Genomic DNA, 22377 nt, shown 5'->3' with positions numbered 1-22377 from the left:
CTAAGCTGGGCGGCGTTCCTTAACGAGCCGGCGCCATGCGAATCACGAAGCTGACGACCTATCGCGTGCCACCGCGGTGGATGTTCCTGAAGATCGACACCGACGAGGGCGTGGTCGGCTGGGGCGAACCCGTGATCGAAGGTCGCGCGCGCACCGTCGAGGCCGCGGTGCACGAGTTGTCCGAGTACGTCGTCGGCCAGGACCCTCCCGCATCAACGACCTCTGGCAGGTCATGTACCGCGCGGGCTTCTATCGCGGCGGCGCGATCCTGATGAGCGCCCTCGCCGGCATCGACCAGGCGCTGTGGGACATCAAGGGCAAGGTCCTCGGCCAGCCGGTCCACGAACTGCTGGGGGGCTGGTCCGCGATCGGATGAAGGTCTATTCCTGGGTCGGCGGCGACCGCCCCGCCGACGTCATCAACGACATCCGGCGCATGCGCGAAGGCGGCTTCGATACCTTCAAGATGAACGGCACCGAAGAGATGGCCATCGTCGACAGCGCCCGCAAGGTGGACGAGGCGGTGGCCCGCATCGCCGAGATCCGGGAGGCCTTCGGCCACGAGATCGAGTTCGGCATCGACTTCCACGGTCGCGTGGCCGCGCCCATGGCCAAGCCGCTGCTCAAGGCGCTGGAGCCGTACCGGCCGCTCTTCGTCGAGGAACCCGTGCTCGCGGAGCAGGCCGAGTACTACCCGCGCCTGGCCGAGCAGACCACCATCCCGCTGGCCGCGGGCGAGCGCATGTATTCCCGCTTCGAGTTCAAGCGCGTCTTCGCCGCCGGCGGCATCGCCATCATCCAGCCGGACCTGTCGCATGCCGGCGGCATCACCGAGTGCGTCAAGATCGCCGCGATGGCCGAGGCGCACGACGTGGCCCTCGCCCCCCACTGCCCGCTGGGACCGGTGGCGCTGGCGGCCTGCCTGGCGGTGGACTTCGTGTCGCACAACGCCGTGCTGCAGGAGCAGAGCATGGGCATCCACTACAACCAGGGCGCGGAGCTGCTGGACTTCGTGACCAATCGCGAGGACTTCCACATCGAGGACGGCTTCATCCGACCGCTGCGCAAGCCGGGCCTGGGCGTGGAGATCGACGAGCAGCGCGTCATCGAGGCCAGCCGCAATGCCCCCGACTGGCGCAATCCCGTCTGGCGTCATGCCGACGGCAGCGTCGCGGAATGGTGATGCCTCAGCGCGCGCACCTGATCGCGCTGGACTGGGGCAGCACGCGGCTCCGCGCCTTCCTGATGGGCGCGGACGCTGAGGTGCTGGCCACGCGCGAGTCCGACGCCGGGGCCTCCACGCTGCACGGCCCCGACGCGTTCGCCCAGGCCCTGGAAAACCTGGTGGGAAGCTGGCGCTCGCAGCACGCCGGCATCAAGCTGCTGGCGTGCGGCATGGTGGGCAGCCAGCACGGCTGGCGCGAGGTCCCGTATGTGCCCTGCCCCGCCGATGCCGCCGCCCTCGCCGCCCGGGCGCTGCCACTGGACGACGCGCTCTGGATCATTCCCGGCCTCGTCGACGATGCGGGACAGCCGGACGTCATGCGCGGCGAGGAGACGCAGATCATCGGCGCGTTGGCACGGCATCCCGAGCTGTCGGCGGACGCCTGCCTCGTGCTGCCCGGCACGCATTCGAAATGGGCGCGGGTCCGCGACGGCCGCGTCACCGGTTTTGCCACCCACATGACTGGCGAGCTCTACGCCTTGCTGCGCCGGCAGTCGGTGCTCTCCCGGCTGATGCCGGCCGACGACGGACCGCCCGCGTCGGACGACGCATTCCTTCGCGGTCTGGACGCGGCCCGGGAGCCCTCGGCACTCGGCCGTCAGCTCTTCAGCGTGCGCACGCTGGGCCTGTTCAAGCAGCTGCGGTCCGAGGCACTGCCCGACTACCTGTCCGGGCTGCTGATCGGTCACGAGGTCGCGAGCGAGCTGGGCGAACCGGGCCGATCGGAGGAGACGGGCGACGCGGCGTCGCAGCGCCTCGCCCTCGTCGGCGATCCGACCCTGTGCAGGCGCTACGCGCTGGCCATCGAGCGCTTCGATCGGCCCTCGCCGCTCCTGCTCGACAACACCGCGCCCGCCGGCCTGTGGCGGCTGGCGCAAACCATGAAGCTCGCCTGATGTTGACGACCGCGCTGCAACACCTGCCCCTGATCGCCATCCTGCGGGGCGTGGGTCCGGACGAGGTCGAGGCCATCGGCGATGCGCTTCACGCCGAAGGCTTCCGCCTCATCGAGGTGCCGCTGAACTCGCCGCGCGCGCTCGAGTCGATCGCCCGCCTCGCACGGCGGCTGCCGGCCGACACGGTCGTCGGCGCCGGCACGGTGTTGACGGCGACCGCAGTCGCCCAGGTGCGCGACGCGGGGGACAGCTCATCGTCATGCCGCACGCGGACGTCGCCGTGATCCGGGCCGCCAAGGCGCTCGGCCTGTCCTGCGTGCCGGGCGCGGCCACGCCGACGGAGGCCTTCGCCGCGGTCGATGCCGGCGCCGACGCGCTGAAGCTCTTCCCGGCGGAGCTGGTCACGCCCGCCGTCATCAAGGCGATGCGCGCCGTGCTGCCGCGCGACCTGCCGCTGCTGCCGGTCGGCGGCATCACGCCGGACACCATGGCCGCGTTCAAGGCGGCGGGTGCCGCCGGATTCGGCCTGGGATCAGCACTCTATGGTCCGGGCCTCGACGCGGCCGAGGTCGGGCGTCGCGCGCGGTCCTTCGTCCACGCCTGGCGCGCCCTCTGACATGCCATCACCGCAGCACTCCGCCATGGCCTCCGCCTCCTCGTCAAACACGTCGTCCAGCACGTCGTTCAACGCATCGCCCAACACGTCGTCGAACGCGTCGTCCATTGCGTCGCTCGACGCGTCGCTCAACACATCGTTCAGCACGCCGCTTGAACTCGCCCTGACGCAGAGCGCCACGCTGGGCGAGGGACTGCAGTGGCACGACGGGCGCTGGTGGTGGACCGACATCGAAGGCGCCACGCTGCAGGCCTGGCGTCCCGGCGATGCGGCGACCAGCGTCTGCCCGTTGCCCGATCGGCTGGGCAGCTTCGCGCACTGCCGGTCCGGGCGCGTGCTGCTGGGCCTGAGCAAGCGGCTGGCCTTCTCGACGCTGGACGACGCGCTGGCCTTGAGCTCGCTGGAGACCGTCACGCCGGTCGATGCCGCCGAGCCGCGCACCCGCATCAACGACGGCCGCACCGACCGGCGCGGCCACTTCGTGTTCGGCACCATGAACGAGGCCAAGGAACGCCGCACCATCGCGAGCTTCTACCAGTTCTCGATGCGGCATGGCCTGCGCCGGCTGGCCCTGCCCGCCGTGGCGATCGCCAACAGCCTCTGTTTCAGCCTCGACGGCCGCACGATGTACTTCTGCGACACGCTGACCCGACGCATCCAGCAGTGCGCCTACGACGCCGAGAGCGCCCAGGTGGCCGACCTGCGGCTGTTCGCCGAGATGGACCTCGCGCAGGCCTGGCCCGACGGCTCGACCATCGACGCCGAAGGCTGCCTGTGGAACGCCCAATGGGGCGCCGGCCGCGTCGCGCGCTACGACCCCGAGGGCCGGCTGATGGGCGTCTTCACCGCGCCCGCCGCCCACACCAGCTGCCCCGCCATCGGCGGCCCGGGACTGGACCAGCTGATGCTCACCACCGCCCGGCAGGAGCTGAGCCGCGAGGCCCTGGCGGCGCAGCCGCTGTCGGGCAGCCTCTTCGGCCTGCGCCTGCCCCGGGCCCTGGGCGTGCCCGACACCCTGTTCGACGACCGATGAACGACCGATGAACGACCGATAGACGATCAGCAAAGGAGACAACATGACGACAACAAAGACGACGACCACCACCATCACGACGGACGGCGCGGCGACGATGCCACGACGCGCCGTCCTCGCCCTGCTGAGCGTGCCGCTGGCCGCGAGCCTCGCGCTGCCGCACGCCGCGCGCGCGGCCGAGCCGGTCAAGATCGGTTTCCTCGTCAAGCAGGCCGAGGAGCCCTGGTTCCAGGACGAGTGGCGTTTCGCCGAGCAGGCGGCCAAGGACAAGGGCTTCACGCTGGTGAAGATCGGCGTGCCCAACGGCGAGAAGATGATGGCCGCCATCGACAACCTCGCCGCGCAGAAGGCGGCCGGCTTCGTCATCTGCGCGCCCGACGTGAAGCTGGGCGCGGCCGTGAACCGTGCGGCCAAGCGCCACAACCTCAAGGTCATGTCGGTGGACGACCAGCTCGTCGACGGCGCCGGCAAGCCCATCGCCGACATTCCCCACATGGGCATCTCCGCCTACGAGATCGGCAAGCAGGCCGGCCTGGGCATGGTCGAGGAGATCAAGGCCCGCGGCTGGAAGCTGGACGAGGTCGGCGCCCTGCGCGTGGCCTACGACCAGCTGCCCACCGCGCGCGATCGCAACCAGGGCGTGCTGGACGCGCTGAAGGCCGCCGGCCTGCCGGCCGCCAACGTCGTCGACGCGCCCCAGGCCAAGACGGACACCGAAAGCGCCTTCAACGCCGCCAACATCGCCTTCACCAAGAACGCGAAGTTCAAGCGCTGGGTCGCCTTCGGCCTGAACGACGAGGCCGTGCTCGGCGCCGTGCGCGCGGCCGAAGGCCGCGGCATCAAGCAGGACGCGATGGTCGGCATCGGCATCGGCGGCAGCCAGACCGCGCTGAGCGAGTTCTCCAAGCCCACGCCGACGGGCTTCTTCGGCACGGTGCTGATCAGCCCCAAGCGTCACGGCTACGAGACCGCCGTGGCCGTCTACGACTGGGTCACGCAGGGCAAGGCGCCGCCGCCCGTGACGCTGACCAGCGGCACGCTGGTCACGCGCAAGAACCAGGCCGAGATCCGGAAGCAGATGGGCCTGTGACATGGCGTCGCTGCGATTCGACAACATCAGCAAGCACTTCCCCGGCGTCAAGGCGCTGGACGGTGTCTGCTTCGAAGCGCGCGCCGGCCAGGTGATGGGACTGCTCGGCGAGAACGGCGCCGGCAAGAGCACGCTGCTGAAGATCCTGGGCGGCCAGTACCGGCCCGACGGCGGCGAGTTGCGGCTCGACGGCGAGGTGTGCCGCTTCAGCTCGGCCGGCGACGCGATCGCCGCCGGCGTGGCCATCATCCACCAGGAGCTGCAGTACGTCCCCGAACTGACGGTGGCCGAGAACGCCCTGCTGGGCCGGCTGCCGACGCGCCTGGGCCTGGTGGACCACCAGGCCGCGCGCCGCCGCGTGGCCGAGCAGCTGGCGGCGATCGGCGTGGACCTGGATCCGGGCGCGCGGCTGTCCGAGCTGTCCATCGCCCAGCGGCAGATGGTGGAGATCTGCAAGGCGGTGCTGCAGGACGCGCGGGTCATCGCCTTCGACGAGCCCACCAGCAGCCTGTCGCACCGCGAGACGGAGATCCTCTTCCGGCTCGTCAGGCGCCTGCGCGCGGAGGGCCGCACGCTCATCTACATCTCGCACCGCCTGGAGGAGCTGTACGAGCTCTGCGACGCCTGCACGATCTTCCGGGACGGCCGCAAGATCGTCACGCACGAGGTCATGGCCGAGGTCCCGCGTGAACGCCTGATCGCCGACATGGTCGGCCGCGAGCTGCGGGACATCTACGACTATCGCGCGCGCGAGCACGGTCCCGAGCGCGTGACGGTGCGGGGCCTGCACGGGGACCGCCTGCCCGCGCCGCTGAGCTTCAGCGTGCGCCGCGGCGAGGTGCTGGGCTTCTTCGGTCTGGTCGGCGCCGGCCGCACCGAGCTGATGCGGCTGCTCTACGGCGCCGATGCGCGCCGCGGCGGCGAGGTCCTGCTCGACGGCCGGGCCGTCTCCGACGGCGGCCCGCCCGCGTCCATCGCGGCGGGCATCGTGCTGTGTCCCGAGGACCGCAAGGAACAGGGCATCCTGGCGCACAGCTCCGTCGCGGAGAACATCAACATCAGCTGCCGGCGTCACGGCCTGGCGGGCGGCCTCTTCCTGCGACCGCGGCTCGAGGCGGCGCGCGCCGACGCCTTCATCCGCAAGCTGCGCATCAAGACGCCGCATCGCGGGCAGGAGATCCGCCTCCTGTCGGGCGGCAACCAGCAGAAGGTCATCCTGGCGCGGTGGCTGGCCGAGCCGCATCTGAAGCTGCTCATCCTGGACGAGCCGACGCGGGGCATCGACGTCGGCGCCAAGAACGAGATCTACCGGATCATCCACGACGTGGCGTCCGCCGGCTGCGCCGTCATCGTCGTCTCCAGCGAGCTGCCCGAAGTGCTGGGCATCGCCGACCGCGTGATCGTCATGCGCGGCGGACGCATCAGCGGCGAGCTCGCGCGCGCCGATGCCAGCGAGACTGCCGCCCTCGCGCTGGCGCTACCTGACGGAGCGCCGCCGGCGCCACTGCATTGACCATGACCACCCTCCACCCCACACCCGAATCAGCGGTATCCTCCGCGCCCTCCTCTCCCTCCTCCTCCGCCCACCCCTCCGCGCCACCTTACGTGCCACCTTCCGCGCCTGACCCGGCGCCTCCCACGGAACGCCCTCCCGGCATGCACCCCACCGCCCGCGCCCTCCTCAAGGAGCACAGCATGACGCTGGGCTACGGGCTGCTGTTCGTCGTGCTGGCGCTGACCGTCGAGAACTTCTTCTCCACGGCCAACGTCGTCGGCCTGCTGCTGTCCGTCGCCCAGATCGGCATGGTGGCCTGCACGATGATGCTGTGCCTGGCCTCGCGGGACTTCGACCTCAGCGTGGGCTCGACCGTCGCCTTCGCCGGCGTGCTGGGCGCCATGGTGCTCGAGCGCACCGGCAGCGCGGCGCTGGCCGTGGGCGGCGGGCTGCTGGCCGGCGCCCTGATCGGCGCTGGCAACGGCGTGCTGATCGCCTACCTGCGCGTGAACGCGCTGATCGCCACGCTGGCCACCATGCTGATGGTGCGCGGCCTGGCCTTCATCGCCTCCAAGGGCCAGGCGGTGGGCATCGACCACGAGGGCTTCATCAGCTTCGGCGACAGCACCTGGCTGGGCCTGCCGCTGCCGATCTGGACGACGGCGCTGTGCTTCCTGGTCTTCGGCGTGCTGCTGAACAGCACCGTCTTCGGCCGCAACACCCTGGCCATCGGCGGGAACCCCGAGGCGGCGCGCCTGGCGGGCGTGCGCGTGGAGCGGCTGCGGGTCTGGATCTTCCTGCTGCAGGGCGTCGTCACGGCCCTGGCCGGGCTGATCCTGTCCGCCCGCATCACGAGCGGCCAGCCCAACGCGGCCACCGGCTTCGAGCTGGACGTCATCTCGGCCTGCGTGCTGGGCGGCGTGTCGCTGCAGGGCGGCAAGGCGCGCATCTTCGGCGTCGTCGTCGGCGTGCTCATCATGGGCACGGTGGAGAACGTCATGAACCTGCTCAACGTCGACGCCTTCTATCAATACCTGGTACGCGGCCTCATCCTGCTGGCCGCGGTCCTGCTCGATCAACTGAAAACGCGCGGCGAGCGCCGCACCTGACACGATGAGTGCACGTCTGAGAGGCAAGGTCGCGCTGGTGACCGGCTCCACCCAGGGCATCGGCAAGGCCGTGGCCCGCCTGTTCGTCGCGGAGGGGGCGAAGGTCATCCTCAACGACCTGGCCGCCGACGAGCACTCGCAGGCGCTGCTGGCCGAACTGGGCGAGGACAACGCCCTCTTCATCGCGGCCGACATCGCCGACGAGTCGGCGGTGCAGGCGATGGTCGCCAGCGGCGCGGACCGTTTCGGCCCGATCAACGTGCTGGTGAACAACGCCGGCCTGGACATCTTCACCGAGCCGCTGGCGATGACGTCGGCGCAGTGGCAACGCTGCCTCGCCGTGGACCTCGAGGGGCCGATGCACTGCAGCCGCGCCGTGCTGCCCGGCATGCTGGACGGCGGCGGCGGCAGCATCGTCAACATCGCGTCGGTGCACGGCCATCGCATCATCCCGGACGCGTTCCCCTACGCGGTCGCCAAGCACGCGCTGATCGGGCTGACCAAGTCGCTGGGCATCCAATACGCGGCGCGCAAGGTGCGCGTCAACTCGATCTCGCCCGGGCTCATCCTGTCCGAGCGTGTGGTGGAATGGCTCAAGCGCCTGACGCCCGAAGAGGCGCAACGCCAGATCGACCTGCTCCCCTGCAAACGCATCGGCGAGCCCATCGAGGTGGCCTACACCGCGCTGTTCCTGGCCAGCGACGAGGCCCGGTTCATCAACGCCACGGACATCCTGATCGATGGCGGGCGTTCGCAGCTTTATCACGACTAGGCATGCCCGATCCGCGTTCCGACCGCTTCGTCCGATCCCATCTGAAAGTCCGGCAACTCGTGCTGCTCGTGGAGCTGGGCCGCCACGGCTCGATCCTGCATGCGGCGCAGGCCGCCAACCTGACGCAGCCGGCGGCCTCGAAGCTGCTGGCCGAGCTGGAGCACGCGCTCGGCATGAAGCTGTTCGACCGCCTGCCGCGCGGCGTGGCGCCCACCGACTACGGGGCGGTCATGATCCGTCGCGCCGGGGCGGCCCTCGCCGAGCTGGACGCCGGACACCAGGAGGTCATGGAGCTGTCGTCGGGCCTGTCGGGCCGGGTGGCCATCGGCGCGGTGCTGACGCCGGCGACCACCCTGCTGCCGCGGGCCGTCGTCGCGCTCAAGGCCCGGCAGCCGCGGGTGCACGTGACCATCACGGTGGACACCAGCAAGCCGATGATCCAGCAGCTGCAGAACGGCGAGCTGGACCTCGTCATCGGCCGCGTGCTGGACAGCGAGTCCGCGGCCCAGCTGAGCTTCGAGCCGCTGTCCGAAGAGCCGCACCGGATCATCGTGCGAGCCGGGCATCCGCTGGCCGGGCGCCGTGATCTCAGCCTGCAGGAGCTGGCCCGCCAGGCCTGGATCCTGCCGCCGGGCGGGAGCATCCTGCGGGACCGGCTCACCGCGCTGTTCCTCAGCGCCGGCCTGGACCAGCCGCACCAGGCGGTCGAGACCCTGTCGCTGCCGGTCGTGACCAGCCTGCTGGGCAGGTCCGACATGGTCGTCGCCCTGCCCGAGGAACTGATCCAGCCCTACCGCGACGCCGGCCTGCTGACGGTCCTCGACTTCGACCTCGGGCTGCACATGGACGCCTACGGCATCGTGACGCGGCGCGGCCACCAGCTGTCGCCGGGCGCCGAGCTCATGCTCGACTGCCTGAGGGAAGAAGCCGCGCGTCGGGTCCTCTGACGCCTCCACCGGCGGGACGCCCGCTGCGGTCGCCAAGCAAGGCAGAAGTTTCGAGCACTTTCGTTCGATCGACAATCGCAAGATAAAATCTCGTGGAAAACGAGAGACGGCGACAAACGAAAGCATTCGTAGACTGGAGCCATGACAAAGTCCCTGCTGTGCCTCGCCCTCCTCACCGCCTTCGGGGCCCAGGCACAGCAGGCGCCACTGCAGCCGACCGGCCGCTGGGAGCACCAGTCGGTGGGCACCGCGCCCACGCCGCCGATGGGCTGGTCCAGCTGGAACGCCTTCCGCGTCGACATCACCGAGCAGAAGGTGCTGGATTCCGCGCAGGTCATCGTCGATTCGGGACTGGCCGGCGCCGGCTACCGCAGCATCAACGTGGACGACGGCTGGTGGCTCAAGCGCCGCACCGGCGACGGCCGGCTGCAGGTCCGCACCGGCCTCTTCCCGAGCGCGGCGATCGCCGGCCAGGACTCGTCGCTGCGGCCCTTCACCGACAGGATCCATGCGATGGGCCTGAAGGCGGGCCTCTACAGCGACATCGGCCGCAACGCCTGCTCGCAGGCCTATGACGCGGACAGCCCCAACCTGCCCGAAGGCACGCCCGCGGAGCGCGAGGTGGGCCTGATGGACTTCGTGGAACAGGACGTGGCGCTCTTCTTCCGCGAGTGGAACTTCGACTACCTGAAGGTCGATGGCTGCGGTCTGTCGTCCTATGGACGCGACCGTGCTCACGTCGCCTCGGGCCAGTACCGGGCGTTCAAGCCCATGATCATCGAGGGCAACGTCAACCAGTCCGACATCGCGGGCACGAAGGCGCTCTACGGGCGCCTGAAGCGCGCACTGCACGAGGTGCGGCCCCAGGGCGACTACGTCCTGTCGGTCTGCCTGTGGGGCACCGTCAACGTGCGCAGCTGGGGCCAGGACTACGGCACGATGTGGCGGACCAGCCGCGACATCGCCAGCGGCTTCTCGCAGATGGTGCACAACTTCGATTCCGTGTCCACGCGCGAGTTCTACGCCGGTCCCGGCCGCTGGAACGACCCCGACATGCTGGAGATCGGCAACGGGGACTTCGACGGCGGGCATCTCGACGAGGCGCGCACGCACATGGCCCTGTGGGCGATCGTGGCCGCGCCGTTGATGATGGGGACCGACCTCTCGAAGGCGTCGCCGGCCATCATCGACATCCTGAAGGCGCCGGAGGTCGTCGCCATCAACCAGGATCCCGCCGGACACCAGGGCGTCATCGCGTACGCCGACAGCGACCGCCAGATCCTGGTCAAGACGCTGTCCGACGGCCGCAAGGCGGTGCTGCTGTTCAACCGCGGCTCGGAGCCCGGCAAGATCACGCTGACGGCCGCGCATCTGAAGATGGACGCGGGCGCGCCCATCGCGCTGCGCAACAGCTGGACCCGATCCGACGACGGCACGTTCACCGGCGAGCGCGTCTTCGAGCTCAAGCCGCGCGAGTCGCTGCTGTTGACGGCGACGGGCCGGCACGCGCTGCCTCGCGGCTACTACGTGTCCGAGCGGCCCGGCGACGTCTACGTGGCGCGCGACGGCGTCCGCGCCTTGGAGCCCGACCCGATCGGCTACCGCTCCCTCGCATCCTGGGGCAGCACGGACACCGGCGGGACGCGTCCGGCCTACGCCGGCTGGGGCGGACCGCGCGCCGATTCGACACCGTATGACCAGGCGCTCCAGGTCCAGGGCCGGCTCTTCCGGCACGGCATCGGCACGCTGGCCGATTCGCGGCTCCAGGTGCGCGTGCCGGTGGGGTCGCTCCGCTTCACGGCGAACGTGGGCGTCGACGATTCGACGCGGGGCAAGACGTCGCCGGTCAGCTTCGAAGTCTGGGGCGATGGCAGGCGGCTCGCGTCGACGCCGTCGATGAAGTTCGACCAGCCGGTCCGCGAGCTCAGTGCGGACCTGCGCGGCGTGAAGCTGATCGAGCTGGTGGCGCGACAGCATGGCAAGGATGCCGACGGGCCGGTGGTGGTGACCTGGGGAGAGGCGCGGGTTGAGTAGACGGCGCGGTCTCACGTCAGAACCGCAAGATCATTCAAGGTAGACGCCGCTCGACACCCTCGTCGTCGATGAACAGGAAATCGGTCGGCACCAAGCCCTCGCCGCGGCCCTGTTCCCAATCGAGGATGTCGGCAACCCTGAACCGGTCGATGACCGCATGTGATGCCGCGTCCAGACGCAATCTCGGCGCTGCGTTCTCGCGGTATTCCAGGGAAATCAGCAAGCGGCGTCCCGCCTTGCCGGGCTCCGTGGAAATGGCCCACGCGTCCCATCGAAGCCTGGGTCGCCTCTGAAACGCATTCGTGCACCGATGGATCCGCGCCTCCACCGCCCGAGTCGGGTTCGGCAGGACGATGCGGTCCGCCACGGTGGACGTGCAGTCACGGTCCTGGACCAGGATGCCTGCCTGCTCGACGAGCCACTGTCCGAGGATCCAGAAGAATCCCGCGATGCCGATCCACCGCAGACACCGCACGACGAAGGTGGCGGGACGGTCGATGGCACTACGAATGAGCCGTTGCCACGCCATCACTGATCGGCTCCGAAGCGCAAGGCCATGCGCTGGGTTGGATCGCCACTGCGCACGATCCGTCGCAAGGACGATGCGGGCACCCCGTTCAACGTGATCGACTCCGCCGTCCATTCCCGCCCGATCGCCGCGACGGCGGGCGATGCCTTCAGGTCGACGAATGCCTGCACAGGACCGTCGCGGCCTCGCCTCAATGCAAACCCCTGACGCGCCGTTCCCATGGCACCGGGATCGGAGAGACTCTCAACCAAGACGTATCGACCGCTCGGCGACGTCTTGACAGGCTCGGATCCAGTGCCGCTTCCGAAGATCGTCTTCACGAGCAGGAGCAGCATGGTGGCCGACCAGAAGATCAATGCCGCGGCGTGCCCCAACCAGCGGAAGCTCAATGTCAGGATTCGAATTCCGCCTGCGAGAGCGGGAGAGCGAGGAGATGACAGCACACGCATGTCATCGAGTGTTGCTCCGTCGCGAGTGGCCAGAGCGATGTCCCGGTGAAGCAGAGGTGAAGTCCATGAACCCGCGTATGCCGGTGGCACTGCCCGCTCGGGTTTTCGCGCTATCCCCGTGTCCGCGACACGCGTTAGGTTCCAGCTCCTCAAACAAGGAGCGCCATGCGACGTCTCGCCTGCATCACTCTCGGAGCGCTATCGCTATGTATCGGCTGCAGCACCACCGCGGGCCGACTTCCCGTGCGACCGGAACCGGCTACCGTCCGGAACAGCACCGCCCGCAATGAACTGGGCCCGCCGGACTTGGCGGCCAGCCCGAAGTCAAGCGCCGCGAAGTATGGCTGGGCACTCATCCGGTTCGATGTGGAGCAAGGCGACGTCGTGAATCTGCAGATCACCGACTCGAGTCCGGAAAAGACCTTCGACGCCGACACGATGGCCTTCTTCGAGAAGATGCGATTCCCTTCGCGCGGCACGGCCCATGGATGCGTGTGGAGCCACAAATGGGGATGACAGCGCAAGGACAGCGGCGGAGAACACGGTGCGTCCGGAGCGCGACGCTCTGGCTGGCGCTGTGGGCTTGCTGCGCAGCGTCAGCGGAAGGCGTGGCCCCTCCTGCGCCGAGAAGCCCCCGACGCGCCAAACGTTCGAGCGTTTCGTCATTGCCAGTTCAGCGGCCCTGCGCGACGGACCTGCCACCTCGTCGGGCTTGCGAATTCATCTGCCCGTCGCGACGCCGCTTCGCGTGGCCTGTGAAGACGGTGGCTGGCTGCAGGCCTGGGCGCCGATGCACGGCGGCAACATGGGTTGGATCCGCGCCGACCTGGTCGGAGACGAGGAACCCTCCCTGCCCGGCGAACTTGATCGACTGAGGGCGGCATCCCCCAGGATCAGGGACTGGTGAAGCAACTCGCCGACCGTGTCGTGGCGCTGGGCGCATTGGATGAAGGGGCGCATGAGGCTGCGATCCGCGCGCTGGAGATGGCGGGCGAGCGCGCCGGCGCGGCGCGCGTACGCCAGCAGCTGGCCGACTTGAGGAACCCCGTGGCCCGCCGGACGCCCGACGAACCCCAACTGATCTTTGTCGTCGATGGGGGCATGATCAGTCCTCTCGCCGCCCTGGACCATGGCGAGCTCAGGCCGTATCCAACGGACTCGGGGGACCAGGAGAAGCTCGCCGACGCTGCCCGACGCTTTTCGGAACGGTACTTCGCTACTCGGCGCGCGTATCACCTCTATTCCAGGGGCGCAGCGCTGGGGTTGGCGCTGGTGAATAGGAAGGAGGAGCCGGGTTGCAGTTCGATGATGGCGAGCTTCGTACGCGTACCGAGGGGGCTTCGACGCTTGAGGGAGGCATCGCGACGAACTTCGATCTCAAGCCAAGAAAGACGAAGCAGGCGCCCGCCCTCACGGGTGAGCAGCGACGCCAGATGGTCGACCTGGTCCGTTCCGTCTTGCAATCCGAAGCCGTCGGCGAAGTCCCCATGAAGGCGCTCCTGGACCCCCACGATGCCAACGGGTCGGCGGGGCTGATCATCAACATCGGCTCATCCGGCAATTCTCCGTTTCCGGTGTTGATCGCGACAGCCAGCTTCGAAAGCCACTCTGGACGGGACGAACCGGAGCTGTCCTATCACGGCTACGAACTGCGGATGATCGCGGAAGCGGACAAGATCGGCCGCTATCGGCTCACGCACCAGGAGTTCAACCACACCGAGGCCGTCCAGGAATTCTCGCCCCACCGCTTCTTGACCTACATGGATATCGACCAGGATGGCCACGATGACCTGGTGTTTTCCGGGTCGGGATACGAGTGGTGGTGGTACGAGGCGCTAGGGCGAAGCGCGGATGGCTGGAAGCTCCTTGTGCAAGGCGAGAGCGGTGGTTGTTGACGAGAACACATGGGGGATTGGCCTGCGTCCGCGTCCGGCGGCTGAGTCCTCATCGGGACACCGCCCCCTCCGCCGATCACTGCCCCTCGCCCTTGCGCACGTGATACCTCGCAATCGCCAGAGTGACACCGACGTAGGCCACGCTGTAGCAAAAGAGCCAAAGCGCCATCAAGACAAGCCCGCCCTCAAAGAGACCTCCCCCTCTTCGACCACGCAGTGCTCGCCACTGCAGGAAGCAGGCGCCAAGGAAATCAGCGCAAGCGTCGCGAGCGCGGCGCTTGAAACGATCGCCGCGACACACGCAAGCGTCAGGCGGCCCACCGTCGACGGCGCACCAATGGCGCGTGACAACGAGAAGGTAACGAACATGCCGCATGCAATGAAGAATGCGCCGATGGCTGCTATGTAGATCGCTGAACTGTCAAACATGTTGCATCAGTGGTCGTTGTTGCCGCATCGCTCGACGCCGCGGAACTGAAGGGATGAGCAGACGTCTGGCACCTGCTCGGCGCCCTCAGTTCTTTCCCAGCATCACGGGCTCCATGCCTTCGTTGACGCACCAGCTGACAAGGCGGTCGCGAATGCCATCCGTGCAGCCAATCAATACCTGGACATCTGGGTGCTCGGGCAGGCGAAGCGCATCTCCCTGCAGAGCATCCTTCAGCTCGGCGTAGCGTCGATCAGAGGTGCGTACAAAGCCGCGCCTTACCTGGTTTGGCGACAGCCAGATCCATTCTTGATCACCACCCGATTGCAACTTGCAACGGCGAACCGGGTAGCCATTGTCCTGGTCGTTGGCGGGATCGAAATCCACGCCGGTGAGCGGTCGCAAGCTGCGCGCGACCTCATCGATCGAAGCCGCATGACGCAGGCCGAGGATGTCGCTGCCGTAGTTCGGCACGAGCAGGCGCAAGTAGCCCTCGAAGGTAGCGGCGACCTGAAGATCAAGCTCCGCCTCAACATCCACGAAAGCGACGCGCGGCTCCTCAGCGTCCCGATAGTCCAGACAGAGGAACCAATGCCCGTCGCCATCGAACGGTACTAGCCGATTGCAGTCGCCCGGCGACCAGCATCCATCGTCTTCGGCAGCCTCCGGATCGAGGGCTTGGTGGTACTCGTTGATGTTGGGGAAGTGCGGTCCAATGCCCCAGATCGAGTCGTGAGGCGGTTCCTTGTCCGGCAATTCAAAGCGGATGTAGCCACCGTTCTGCACCTGGAGACAGGCCAGATAGGCGTCCGGCAACTTCACGCCGAGTGCTGCTTCCGCTTGCGCGACTGCCGTCGGCGTCAGATGCTCCTGCATATGGGGCAGGTAGGCCGGTGTGCGCCAAGGGTTCGCTCTCATGAGAGATGGTGATTCCTAGATCGTATGGCGGCGGCCAATGCGCCCATGGTCTCAATTCTTGCACGCGTCGCCCGGCGGCCGGTGGACGGTCGACCTGCCCCGCCACGGCGAGTTCGCCGGCGCGCGCATGCGTTGCAGGATACTGGGCGCATGCAACCCCTTCTCTCGCCTGATCAAGTCGACCGCCTGCTGACCCAGCACACCATCACGGAGGCGTCTCATTGGATCACCGCCGATGATGCGTCGATCGAGGAGCATCTCAAGACGGCGTGCGCTGCGGTGACCCGATCGACGGGATGCGAATCGAAGGTGGACTGGGACCATTACGGCTCCGGCTACGCCTCCTGCGTCGATGCCTGGTTCTACAGGGCGAGCCCCGAGTTCCTTCCCGAGCATCGCAGCGGAATCGGCGAGGAATACACCGGTCTGGTCGTCCTCCTCAGCCGTCTCTCCCCTACTTCGTGCTCATGGAAGGGGACAAGCAATGGCACGCGAACGGCTCCAGCAGCTACATGCCCGCGTTCGACATGCTCGACCGGATCAGTACCCCGGCGGTGTCCATGCTCGCTCGACAAGTGCAAGGCGTGCTCGAGGAGAAGGGATTCATTCGAGTGTTGCGGGCGCAACTGGAGGGGCCGCTGGAGACGGGCCTTCGCGTCCCCACCGTCATGGCCGACGATGGTTTCACCCAGTTTGATGCACTGTTCTACTGGGAGGACTGATCCGACGGCCCCACGGCTCGACGGCATCCAGGCTCGGATCCTTCCTGACAGGCGGGCAGCCCCGGGGTGGACATGACAACATGACAAAAGGTATTCCGATGCGTTTTCATCGCGGGGTCGCAGCCGTCGTGCTGGCCCTCAGCGGCAGCTTGCCCGCCTTGCCGGCGCGCGCGTCGACGGCGTGTCCACCGCCTCTGTGCGATCCCCAGGCGCCGGATGGCGGTGAGACGTGTGCCGCAGCGGCCGATTGGATCATTGAAGGGCGCGTGGTCTCGGTGCAGAACGGGAGCAAGCTCACTCGGATCGTCGGGCCGGGCATGCTCCCTGACGGGACGCCCGTGTATCAGGTCGTCCAAGACGTGAAGATCTGGGACGGGGGCATGTCGTGCTGGACAAGATCCAGGTGGTCAAGGGTGTCGCTCCGTCAGCCAGGCATCGCACGACCGTCCAAGCCGCCTCGCATTGCTGGGGAGGCCAGACCTACGTGTATGAAGGCCAGATCGGAAAGCGCATCCTCGTCTACGGATCGGACATCCTGGCGGAGATACACGGCGCCGGGCCAGAAGGCCCCTTGGTGATATTCGCCGTGCGGGAGCTCGATGCCCGTGGCAACCTGGTTCGGTACTGAGTCCTCTCCAATGGCTGCTGAACACCCCCTGCGCAACGCCGCGCTGCTGCTCGCCACCGCCGGCTTTGCCTCGCTGGCCAGCTGCGCGAGCGGTCCGCCGAAGAACGAGGCGGCGGCGACCGTTGCAGCCGCATCGGCCCCGGTCACCGCCTGCAACTTCGGCGCCTTCGTCGCCGAAAGCGATCCCGCCGGCCTCAACGTCCGGGCAGCGCCAAGCCTATCCGCCAAGGTTCTCGGCAAGTTGCCGAGGACCTTCGTCGAACCGTCGGCAGGCTATGGCGTCCGTATCGAAGTCGAAGTGGCCGGAGCCCGCAACGGTTGGTTCCTGATCCGCAACGCGCAGGACAACGACGCCCTCACGGGTCAACCGCCCCGGCGCCTCTACAGCGGTGAAGGCTGGGTCAGCGGCAGCAAGCTGACGGTGAAGTCCCAAGCCGACGTCGGTCGCGCTCAACCGGGCCCACAGTCTGCGGCGGTGCTGCGTATCGGCGACAACCAGACCTTTGATGATGACGACACCATCGAGGCGGCTCGGCTGGTCGACTGCAAGGGGACCTGGGCGCAGCTCGAGTTTGCCGATCAGCGCTTTCCCGCGGACATGCGGGCGACCTTGAAGGTCGAGCGCGCCGCGCGTGAGGGCTTGCCCGCGGGCCGTTTCCGCGCCTGGGTCGACCGCGTCTGCGCGATTCAGGAAACGAGCTGCCCCAGCCTCGGCGCGCCTGAGCCGGCGCCCTGATCCGATCAGCGGGTACGCCAGGAAAGCCCGCACGAACTGCGCCTGGGCATCGGTGTAGGCCTCCCGGTCGTTCCGGTGCTCAATGGCAAGTCCTGCTTTCAGGCGCTCCTACTCGGCTCACGTTGGAGCCCGCAGCGGCTGATTTCTGATTCCACCCTCTACAGCGGTGTTCGATCAAAGTTCGCCACGCCAGGCCCGAAGGCCGCGATCGCCTGCTCCTTCACCGACTCGAGTGTCATCCTGAGTTCGATCAGGTCGTTGCCGTAGTCGGCGACCTCGTCCTCGTCCGTCGAGGTCTGGCAGATGTCCACCCACCTGGCGTCCAGCTCCGTCAGCGCTTCGAGAATGCGTTGCGCCTGCCAGCGTGTGAGGTCGAGCGTCAGCGATTTCATGCTTGCCTGTCTTGTCCGAGCGGCGCTGGCAACTCCGTCATTCCCAGCATCGCCTCTTGGCCATTCAATGTGATCACCGCAGTGGAACGAGGTCATCGAGCGGGCGGTCAATCAACAGACGCTGTCTTTCCATGGATCGAATGCTCAGAGGCCTTCACGGTATCTGCTGTTGGCCTGGTATCCATCCGCCACGATGTTCCCGTCGCCGTCGACGCGCCAGGCACCGATGAAGGCGGATGGCGTCACCCGCTCGCCATCAGTCAGCGCGGGGTCGATGACATAGACCCATCCGTTGGCGTGCCGTTTCGCCTCGGCCCGAAGTTCGTCGGTGATCGGCGGCGCCGGCTTTGCCGGTTGCAGGAACGGGCCTTTGAGATATCGCTGCACCGTGACGACACGACTCAGGTCGATGGCGTGCCTTTCAGCCTCGCCTGGACTGATGAAGGGCCCGCTCCGCTGAAGCAACGTATCGATGGCGAGACGTTGCTCGGCTGGAAGGCCGGCATGCCACTCGTCGACATCACGGAGCAGCTCCTCCAGCGCCGGTGAATGCGGCGCTGTCTTCACGTTGTCGATGAGCAGCGCGCGTGGTTCGCCCCTCAGCGGCGTTTCCAGAAAGACGTGCCTGCGCACGCCGTTCCGCTCGACATGGAATTCGATGGATCCGCCGTCGCGAAAAATCTCAATGTCGAAGATATGAACTGACATGACGAGGCTGGCCAAGCCGGGCTGAACGAGCAGGCCACATCTTAGGTTGGCAGCAACTGCCCCCGCCCGACCCGGATCCCGAGGACAGATCAGCAGGTTCCGCGCGCGACGGCGCCACTCTGGAGTAGAAAGGCGCTCGTCGACCTCTCACACGGATCTGCGATGCCCGATACCGCGCCTACGACGCCCCTCCACGAGCGCTACCTCGCGCGGCTGAAGCAGCCGCGCTGGGTCGCGGTGCTGCTGGTGTTCGCGGCGATCGTCACCGGGCTGGCCGGCTTCACCGATTCGGCGAAGAAGCTGGTGGGGCTGTTCCAGACCGAACACAAGGAGGATCCCCGCCAGCAGCTGACCAGGCTCGAGCAGCCGTTCACGCAGGACGCCTTCGTCGCCGCGGCCGCGCGCGGTGACGAGCCCGCCGTGCAGCTGTATCTCCAGGCCGCGATGCCCGTGGACGAGTTGTCGGGTCAGGGCTTGACCGCGCTGGACGCGGCGACCGGCGCCCAGCGCGTCGCCGTCGTGAAGCGGCTGCTGGCGGCGAAGGCGGACCAGTCCCGGTGGGGGCCGAGGCAAGGACCGGCACTGGCCCGGGCGGCGACCCTCGGGGATGAGCCGCTGATGCGGCTGCTGCTCGATGCGGGCCCTGCCCCGGAGGTCGTCAAGCGCGCGTATGTGTCCGCCGCCGGCGCCGGACAGCTCGCGATGCTGCAGATCCTGGCGCCCCGCCTGAGCGGGACGCAGGGACAGATCGCCACGGAGGCGCTGTGGGCCCTGGCGGGCGGCCCGATCGAGCGAGGCGCGCCGTCGTCGGCGCGCGGACCGACGGCGACCTACCTGCTCGCCGCGGGTGCCGATGGGCAGGCCGTCGATCCCGAGGTCCGAAATGCCACGGTGCTGCATCGCGCGACCTATTCGGGGGAACGGGACGTCGCTCGCGTGCTGCTCGACCAGGGCGTGCCGGTCGATCCGCGCGACGCGGATGGAGCGACCCCGCTGTGGTGGGTGGCCGGCATCGGCAAGGTGGAGATGGCCGAGCTGCTGATCGAGCATCGCGCCGACGTGAAGGTCATCGCCAAGGATGGTTCCTCCGCGATGGCTCGCGCACGCTACAACCAGGACGATCAGATGATCGCGTTGCTGAGACAACACGGGGCGCGCTGACGGTGAGGCAAACTCCGGGGCCTCGTGCCCCTGCCTCCCACCGTCGGAGTCCTGATGAATCGTCTGCTGATTGCGTTTCTGATCCTCGTCGTCACCGGATGCTCGCCGAAGAGCGAATCCGCGCCGGCTTTCGTCGAGGCGAAGGACCAGAGGTCCGGGTCGCAAGAGAAAGCGGCTGAGGCGACGCGACGCACGCTGGCGTACGAGCACACCATCGAGATCGATACGCCCGAGGACAAGGTCGCGGCAACACACCAGGCGGCGCTGGCCGCGTGCCGCGAGGCATCCGTGGACCTCTGCGAAGTCCTGACCTCGCGCATCAATGCCGGCAGGCAGGGGTCCGCGACCCTGCGTGTCCGCGCGAAGCCGAACGGCATCCAGAAGCTGATCGCGTCGATGAGCAAGCAAGGGGAGATCACCAGCCAGTCCACCTACGCGCAGGATCTGGCCGGGCCGATCGTCGAGGGCGAGAAGAAGCTGGCCATGCTGACCAGCTATCGCGCTGAATTGGAGGCGCTGCGCAAGCGCCCCGGCAATGACGCCGAGGCGTTGATCAAGGTCACCCACGAGCTGGCGCAGGTGCAGAGCGAGCTGGAGTTCGTGAACGGCAAGCAGGCCGATCTGATGCGCCGGGTGGAGACGGAGATCCTCACCATCAACATCCAATCCGAGCACGGCAAGTCGTTCTGGAAACCGATCTCGCTGGCCCTGTCGGACTTCGGCGGGAGCCTGTCGAATGGCATCTCGTCGGCCATCACGGGCGTGGCCTACCTGCTGCCTTGGAGCATCGTCATCGGGCTGGTGTTGTGGATTGGCCGCAAGGTGTGGCGGCGGCGTCAGGCGCGTTGAGCTTCGGGCTGGACGTTTCGTGGAATGACCGCGTCAGAAGATTTCTCGATCCAGTCTTCCACTTCGCGGAGCAATCATCATGCGAATACCTAACGTGAATCCGCTGCCGTTCCGGCCAGCCACACCGCTGGAGCATCGACTCTGCGACCTCGTGGAGTCGGCCTCGGGAGAGGTGGTACTGCATGTTTGGACACAGGAGACCTACCCGTTCTTCGACGAGAACGACGAGCCCATGAAGTTGGCGGCCGACTTCGCGGTGCGCACGGGACAGCTGCATAACGGTCTCTTCGTCGGAGGGAGCATGTATCTCGCCCATGTCTGTGGAGACGACGTTCGAGTCGAATTCACAGGCGCCTATCGATAGGTCCCCTGCTGACCGCCCCACTCTCCCCGGATCTTGCTCTCGGACCGTCCGAGAGTCGTCGCCATCACCCCATGGCCGGTCGCCCCGTAGCAGAAAGCGCTTGCTTCAAGCGCATGGCAGCATCCTGCGCGCCTGTGAGAAGCAATTGGGTCAGGCGCTCTGACTGTCCGGCATCACGCAACATCGGACAGCGGAGGACGTTTCAGAGCACTGCCACAATCGTGCGAACCTTTCATCTCGCGCATGAACCGTTCCTTGATCCGCCTCGGCCGTCTCCTGACCGCATTCCTCTCAACGCTGGCAGTGATGCCGGCGGCCCTGTCTGCCGCCGATCCGGCGACCGGGACATCGGCCGCCGACGTCCGCTGGGCTTGCGAGCAACCCCTCATCGCCCGCGTGCGGTTGACCAGCATCGGGCTGCAGGCCCCGGATGCGCCCTGTGCCCAGGGCGCGGGTGACACGCAAGCCCAGGCCTGCCGCGTCGTCGTGGCGCAGGCGGTCGTGCTCGACACGCTGCCCTCGCTCGGTGGTCGCCAGGGCCTGAGCCTCACCGAGCCCGAGGTCTACGGACGGACAGCGCGCCGGTTCAGTTTCCGGCTAGCGACGCGGGATCCGGCCCCGCCGGTCACGCCGCCCGTCGGCCTCGTGGGCGCGACCGGCCTGGTCACGCTCCCCACCGCGCCGGCCTGGGGCGCCGCCGATCCGGCCAAGTGGTCCTTGGGCACCTTCCTGGCCGACTCGCCGGCCACCGGCGGCGACCTCGACGCGCTGTGCAAGCCATTCCGCCATTGGAGCGGCCTGCGCAGCGCCGCCATGCCTGAACAATTGCCCGGAGACTTCCCTGCCCGCAGCGAAGGCCCGAACGCACTGAGCAAGCGCATCGCCGCGTTGATCGGACCGACGCCACCGGACATCGCCGCCATCGAACAAAGCTTCGGCGCCCGCATGGTGGCGACAGGCGCCTCACGGCCCGACTTCGCCCAGACGCGCACGCTGGCCAGGCTTTCCGGGCAATGGCTGCGAATCACGCACGACCTGTACACCGATCGACCGGGACCTCCGGCGGTCATCCTCAACATCGCTTTCTCGGGGCCCCAAGAGACGTCGCGACGGGCCCCCTGGTGGGAACGCGATCCCACGGACGGCCCGATGCGCGGTTGCGTGACCTCCTCGATGATCGTGGATCAGGTCGGCGACGGGTGGCGTTTCTCCAGGATCAGCCTGCCGTATCGCGGCCGCTTCCTTCGCCACTTTCCTCAATACGACGTCCATTTCGAGTTCAGTCCGCCGTACATCGCCAGCACGCCGGGGGACGGTTTCGCCCCGCAGTCAGGGTGTCTGGAAGCGGTGCATGTCTACTACTTGCCATCGTCGGGGTCCTGA

General features: G+C 67.8%; 24 protein-coding genes and 2 pseudogenes. 20 read left to right on the top strand and 6 right to left on the bottom strand.

All coding sequences use genetic code 11. The features are described from left to right. Nucleotides 1-35 precede the first annotated feature (35 nt). The 10 genes and pseudogenes from dgoD (at nucleotide 36) to ACQ86G_RS19360 (ending at nucleotide 11216) form a co-directional block, all read left to right on the top strand. Nucleotides 36-1182 (top strand): annotated as a pseudogene (dgoD, locus tag ACQ86G_RS19405) (galactonate dehydratase). Continuing rightward, nucleotides 1182-2120 (top strand): 2-dehydro-3-deoxygalactonokinase, encoded by a 939-nt coding sequence (locus ACQ86G_RS19400; protein ID WP_431256852.1) that lies wholly within the window; start codon nucleotides 1182-1184, stop codon nucleotides 2118-2120. Before dgoD ends, ACQ86G_RS19400 begins: the two are co-directional and overlap by 1 nt. After that, nucleotides 2120-2736: pseudogene (locus ACQ86G_RS19395) on the top strand (2-dehydro-3-deoxy-6-phosphogalactonate aldolase). Before ACQ86G_RS19400 ends, ACQ86G_RS19395 begins: the two are co-directional and overlap by 1 nt. A 25-nt stretch (nucleotides 2737-2761) precedes the next feature. Further along, on the top strand, nucleotides 2762-3769 hold the full coding sequence (locus ACQ86G_RS19390) for an SMP-30/gluconolactonase/LRE family protein (protein ID WP_431256851.1): 1008 nt from the start codon (nucleotides 2762-2764) through the stop codon (nucleotides 3767-3769). Between the two features lie 97 nt (nucleotides 3770-3866). Beyond that, on the top strand, nucleotides 3867-4859 hold the full coding sequence (locus ACQ86G_RS19385; RefSeq protein WP_431261447.1) for an arabinose ABC transporter substrate-binding protein: 993 nt from the start codon (nucleotides 3867-3869) through the stop codon (nucleotides 4857-4859). A 1-nt stretch (nucleotide 4860) separates the two neighbouring features. Further along, nucleotides 4861-6372, top strand: a complete 1512-nt coding sequence (gene araG, locus ACQ86G_RS19380; protein WP_431256850.1) for an L-arabinose ABC transporter ATP-binding protein AraG — start codon at nucleotides 4861-4863, stop codon at nucleotides 6370-6372. A gap of 143 nt (nucleotides 6373-6515) precedes the next feature. After that, nucleotides 6516-7463, top strand: coding sequence for an L-arabinose ABC transporter permease AraH (gene araH / locus ACQ86G_RS19375; protein ID WP_431256849.1), 948 nt, complete (start codon nucleotides 6516-6518; stop codon nucleotides 7461-7463). Between the two features lie 4 nt (nucleotides 7464-7467). After that, nucleotides 7468-8235, top strand: coding sequence for an SDR family oxidoreductase (locus ACQ86G_RS19370; protein ID WP_431256848.1), 768 nt, complete (start codon nucleotides 7468-7470; stop codon nucleotides 8233-8235). Nucleotides 8236-8237: 2 nt separating this feature from the next. Continuing rightward, a complete protein-coding gene (locus ACQ86G_RS19365; protein WP_431256847.1) occupies nucleotides 8238-9182 on the top strand; it encodes a LysR substrate-binding domain-containing protein in 945 nt (314 codons plus the stop codon). A gap of 141 nt (nucleotides 9183-9323) precedes the next feature. Continuing rightward, on the top strand, nucleotides 9324-11216 hold the full coding sequence (locus ACQ86G_RS19360) for an NPCBM/NEW2 domain-containing protein (RefSeq protein ID WP_431256846.1): 1893 nt from the start codon (nucleotides 9324-9326) through the stop codon (nucleotides 11214-11216). Nucleotides 11217-11250: 34 nt separating this feature from the next. On the opposite strand, the gene ACQ86G_RS19355 is transcribed toward ACQ86G_RS19360, so the two are convergent. Then, nucleotides 11251-11745: a hypothetical protein gene (locus ACQ86G_RS19355; protein ID WP_431256845.1), complete on the bottom strand. Its 495-nt coding sequence runs from the start codon at nucleotides 11743-11745 to the stop codon at nucleotides 11251-11253. Continuing rightward, nucleotides 11745-12134 carry a hypothetical protein gene (locus ACQ86G_RS19350; protein WP_431256844.1) on the bottom strand — a complete coding sequence of 130 codons (390 nt, stop codon included), beginning with the start codon at nucleotides 12132-12134 and terminating at the stop codon, nucleotides 11745-11747. Before ACQ86G_RS19350 ends, ACQ86G_RS19355 begins: the two co-directional genes overlap by 1 nt. Nucleotides 12135-12359: 225 nt before the next feature. Between ACQ86G_RS19350 and ACQ86G_RS19345 the strand changes: the two genes are divergently transcribed. The 3 genes from ACQ86G_RS19345 to ACQ86G_RS19335 all read left to right on the top strand — a co-directional run bounded on the left by ACQ86G_RS19345 (nucleotide 12360) and on the right by ACQ86G_RS19335 (nucleotide 14089). Then, nucleotides 12360-12710, top strand: a complete 351-nt coding sequence (locus ACQ86G_RS19345) for an energy transducer TonB (protein WP_431256843.1) — start codon at nucleotides 12360-12362, stop codon at nucleotides 12708-12710. A 67-nt stretch (nucleotides 12711-12777) separates the two neighbouring features. Next, the gene (locus tag ACQ86G_RS19340; RefSeq protein WP_431256842.1) at nucleotides 12778-13101 is read left to right on the top strand and encodes a hypothetical protein; all 324 of its coding nucleotides are present in this window, start codon (nucleotides 12778-12780) and stop codon (nucleotides 13099-13101) included. A gap of 388 nt (nucleotides 13102-13489) precedes the next feature. Further along, complete coding sequence (locus tag ACQ86G_RS19335; protein ID WP_431256841.1) at nucleotides 13490-14089, top strand: hypothetical protein; 600 nt, start codon at nucleotides 13490-13492, stop codon at nucleotides 14087-14089. Between the two features lie 168 nt (nucleotides 14090-14257). Here the strand turns inward: ACQ86G_RS19335 and ACQ86G_RS19330 are convergent, their stop codons facing one another. Beyond that, nucleotides 14258-14518 carry a hypothetical protein gene (locus ACQ86G_RS19330; RefSeq protein ID WP_431256840.1) on the bottom strand — a complete coding sequence of 87 codons (261 nt, stop codon included), beginning with the start codon at nucleotides 14516-14518 and terminating at the stop codon, nucleotides 14258-14260. An 85-nt stretch (nucleotides 14519-14603) separates the two neighbouring features. Continuing rightward, nucleotides 14604-15392, bottom strand: coding sequence for an SMI1/KNR4 family protein (locus ACQ86G_RS19325; protein ID WP_431256839.1), 789 nt, complete (start codon nucleotides 15390-15392; stop codon nucleotides 14604-14606). A gap of 509 nt (nucleotides 15393-15901) precedes the next feature. On the opposite strand from ACQ86G_RS19325, the gene ACQ86G_RS19320 reads away from it, so the two are divergent. The 3 genes from ACQ86G_RS19320 to ACQ86G_RS19310 all read left to right on the top strand — a co-directional run bounded on the left by ACQ86G_RS19320 (nucleotide 15902) and on the right by ACQ86G_RS19310 (nucleotide 17520). Beyond that, on the top strand, nucleotides 15902-16156 hold the full coding sequence (locus tag ACQ86G_RS19320; protein ID WP_431256838.1) for a hypothetical protein: 255 nt from the start codon (nucleotides 15902-15904) through the stop codon (nucleotides 16154-16156). Between the two features lie 385 nt (nucleotides 16157-16541). Further along, the gene (locus ACQ86G_RS19315) at nucleotides 16542-16784 is read left to right on the top strand and encodes a hypothetical protein (protein WP_431256837.1); all 243 of its coding nucleotides are present in this window, start codon (nucleotides 16542-16544) and stop codon (nucleotides 16782-16784) included. A 10-nt stretch (nucleotides 16785-16794) separates the two neighbouring features. After that, on the top strand, nucleotides 16795-17520 hold the full coding sequence (locus ACQ86G_RS19310) for an SH3 domain-containing protein (protein WP_431256836.1): 726 nt from the start codon (nucleotides 16795-16797) through the stop codon (nucleotides 17518-17520). Nucleotides 17521-17678: 158 nt separating this feature from the next. Here ACQ86G_RS19310 and ACQ86G_RS19305 read toward each other — a convergent pair whose 3' ends face one another. Together ACQ86G_RS19305 and ACQ86G_RS19300 are read right to left on the bottom strand one after the other, a co-directional pair. After that, entirely contained in the window at nucleotides 17679-17912 is a 234-nt protein-coding gene (locus ACQ86G_RS19305) for a hypothetical protein (protein ID WP_431256835.1), read from the bottom strand. Nucleotides 17913-18056: 144 nt separating this feature from the next. Then, entirely contained in the window at nucleotides 18057-18635 is a 579-nt protein-coding gene (locus ACQ86G_RS19300; RefSeq protein ID WP_431256834.1) for a hypothetical protein, read from the bottom strand. A 147-nt stretch (nucleotides 18636-18782) separates the two neighbouring features. Here ACQ86G_RS19300 and ACQ86G_RS19295 point away from each other — a divergent pair, with 147 nt between their 5' ends. The 4 genes from ACQ86G_RS19295 to ACQ86G_RS19280 all read left to right on the top strand — a co-directional run bounded on the left by ACQ86G_RS19295 (nucleotide 18783) and on the right by ACQ86G_RS19280 (nucleotide 22377). Then, nucleotides 18783-19781: an ankyrin repeat domain-containing protein gene (locus ACQ86G_RS19295; RefSeq protein ID WP_431256833.1), complete on the top strand. Its 999-nt coding sequence runs from the start codon at nucleotides 18783-18785 to the stop codon at nucleotides 19779-19781. Between the two features lie 54 nt (nucleotides 19782-19835). Further along, nucleotides 19836-20630: a DUF4349 domain-containing protein gene (locus ACQ86G_RS19290; RefSeq protein WP_431256832.1), complete on the top strand. Its 795-nt coding sequence runs from the start codon at nucleotides 19836-19838 to the stop codon at nucleotides 20628-20630. 94 nt (nucleotides 20631-20724) lie between these two features. Beyond that, nucleotides 20725-20994: a hypothetical protein gene (locus ACQ86G_RS19285; RefSeq protein ID WP_431256831.1), complete on the top strand. Its 270-nt coding sequence runs from the start codon at nucleotides 20725-20727 to the stop codon at nucleotides 20992-20994. Between the two features lie 243 nt (nucleotides 20995-21237). After that, nucleotides 21238-22377, top strand: coding sequence for a hypothetical protein (locus ACQ86G_RS19280; protein ID WP_431256830.1), 1140 nt, complete (start codon nucleotides 21238-21240; stop codon nucleotides 22375-22377).

The organism is Roseateles chitinivorans, assembly GCF_050632145.1.
In the GTDB taxonomy this organism is placed as follows: domain Bacteria; phylum Pseudomonadota; class Gammaproteobacteria; order Burkholderiales; family Burkholderiaceae_C; genus Roseateles; species Roseateles chitinivorans_B.
This window is presented reverse-complemented; position numbering and strand designations above follow the sequence as displayed.

Coding starts and splice junctions, on each gene's coding strand:
- ACQ86G_RS19325 (WP_431256839.1), bottom strand. CDS start 15,392: ATGCAGGAGCATCTGACGCCGACGGCAGTCGCGCAAGCGGAAGCAGCA.
- ACQ86G_RS19365 (WP_431256847.1), top strand. CDS start 8,238: ATGCCCGATCCGCGTTCCGACCGCTTCGTCCGATCCCATCTGAAAGTC.
- ACQ86G_RS19290 (WP_431256832.1), top strand. CDS start 19,836: ATGAATCGTCTGCTGATTGCGTTTCTGATCCTCGTCGTCACCGGATGC.
- ACQ86G_RS19310 (WP_431256836.1), top strand. CDS start 16,795: ATGGCTGCTGAACACCCCCTGCGCAACGCCGCGCTGCTGCTCGCCACC.
- ACQ86G_RS19400 (WP_431256852.1), top strand. CDS start 1,182: ATGCCTCAGCGCGCGCACCTGATCGCGCTGGACTGGGGCAGCACGCGG.
- ACQ86G_RS19355 (WP_431256845.1), bottom strand. CDS start 11,745: ATGGCGTGGCAACGGCTCATTCGTAGTGCCATCGACCGTCCCGCCACC.
- ACQ86G_RS19330 (WP_431256840.1), bottom strand. CDS start 14,518: ATGTTTGACAGTTCAGCGATCTACATAGCAGCCATCGGCGCATTCTTC.
- ACQ86G_RS19280 (WP_431256830.1), top strand. CDS start 21,238: ATGAACCGTTCCTTGATCCGCCTCGGCCGTCTCCTGACCGCATTCCTC.
- ACQ86G_RS19305 (WP_431256835.1), bottom strand. CDS start 17,912: ATGAAATCGCTGACGCTCGACCTCACACGCTGGCAGGCGCAACGCATT.
- ACQ86G_RS19360 (WP_431256846.1), top strand. CDS start 9,324: ATGACAAAGTCCCTGCTGTGCCTCGCCCTCCTCACCGCCTTCGGGGCC.
- ACQ86G_RS19385 (WP_431261447.1), top strand. CDS start 3,867: ATGCCACGACGCGCCGTCCTCGCCCTGCTGAGCGTGCCGCTGGCCGCG.
- ACQ86G_RS19390 (WP_431256851.1), top strand. CDS start 2,762: ATGGCCTCCGCCTCCTCGTCAAACACGTCGTCCAGCACGTCGTTCAAC.
- araG (WP_431256850.1), top strand. CDS start 4,861: ATGGCGTCGCTGCGATTCGACAACATCAGCAAGCACTTCCCCGGCGTC.
- ACQ86G_RS19345 (WP_431256843.1), top strand. CDS start 12,360: ATGCGACGTCTCGCCTGCATCACTCTCGGAGCGCTATCGCTATGTATC.
- ACQ86G_RS19370 (WP_431256848.1), top strand. CDS start 7,468: ATGAGTGCACGTCTGAGAGGCAAGGTCGCGCTGGTGACCGGCTCCACC.
- ACQ86G_RS19320 (WP_431256838.1), top strand. CDS start 15,902: ATGGAAGGGGACAAGCAATGGCACGCGAACGGCTCCAGCAGCTACATG.
- araH (WP_431256849.1), top strand. CDS start 6,516: ATGCACCCCACCGCCCGCGCCCTCCTCAAGGAGCACAGCATGACGCTG.
- ACQ86G_RS19295 (WP_431256833.1), top strand. CDS start 18,783: ATGCCCGATACCGCGCCTACGACGCCCCTCCACGAGCGCTACCTCGCG.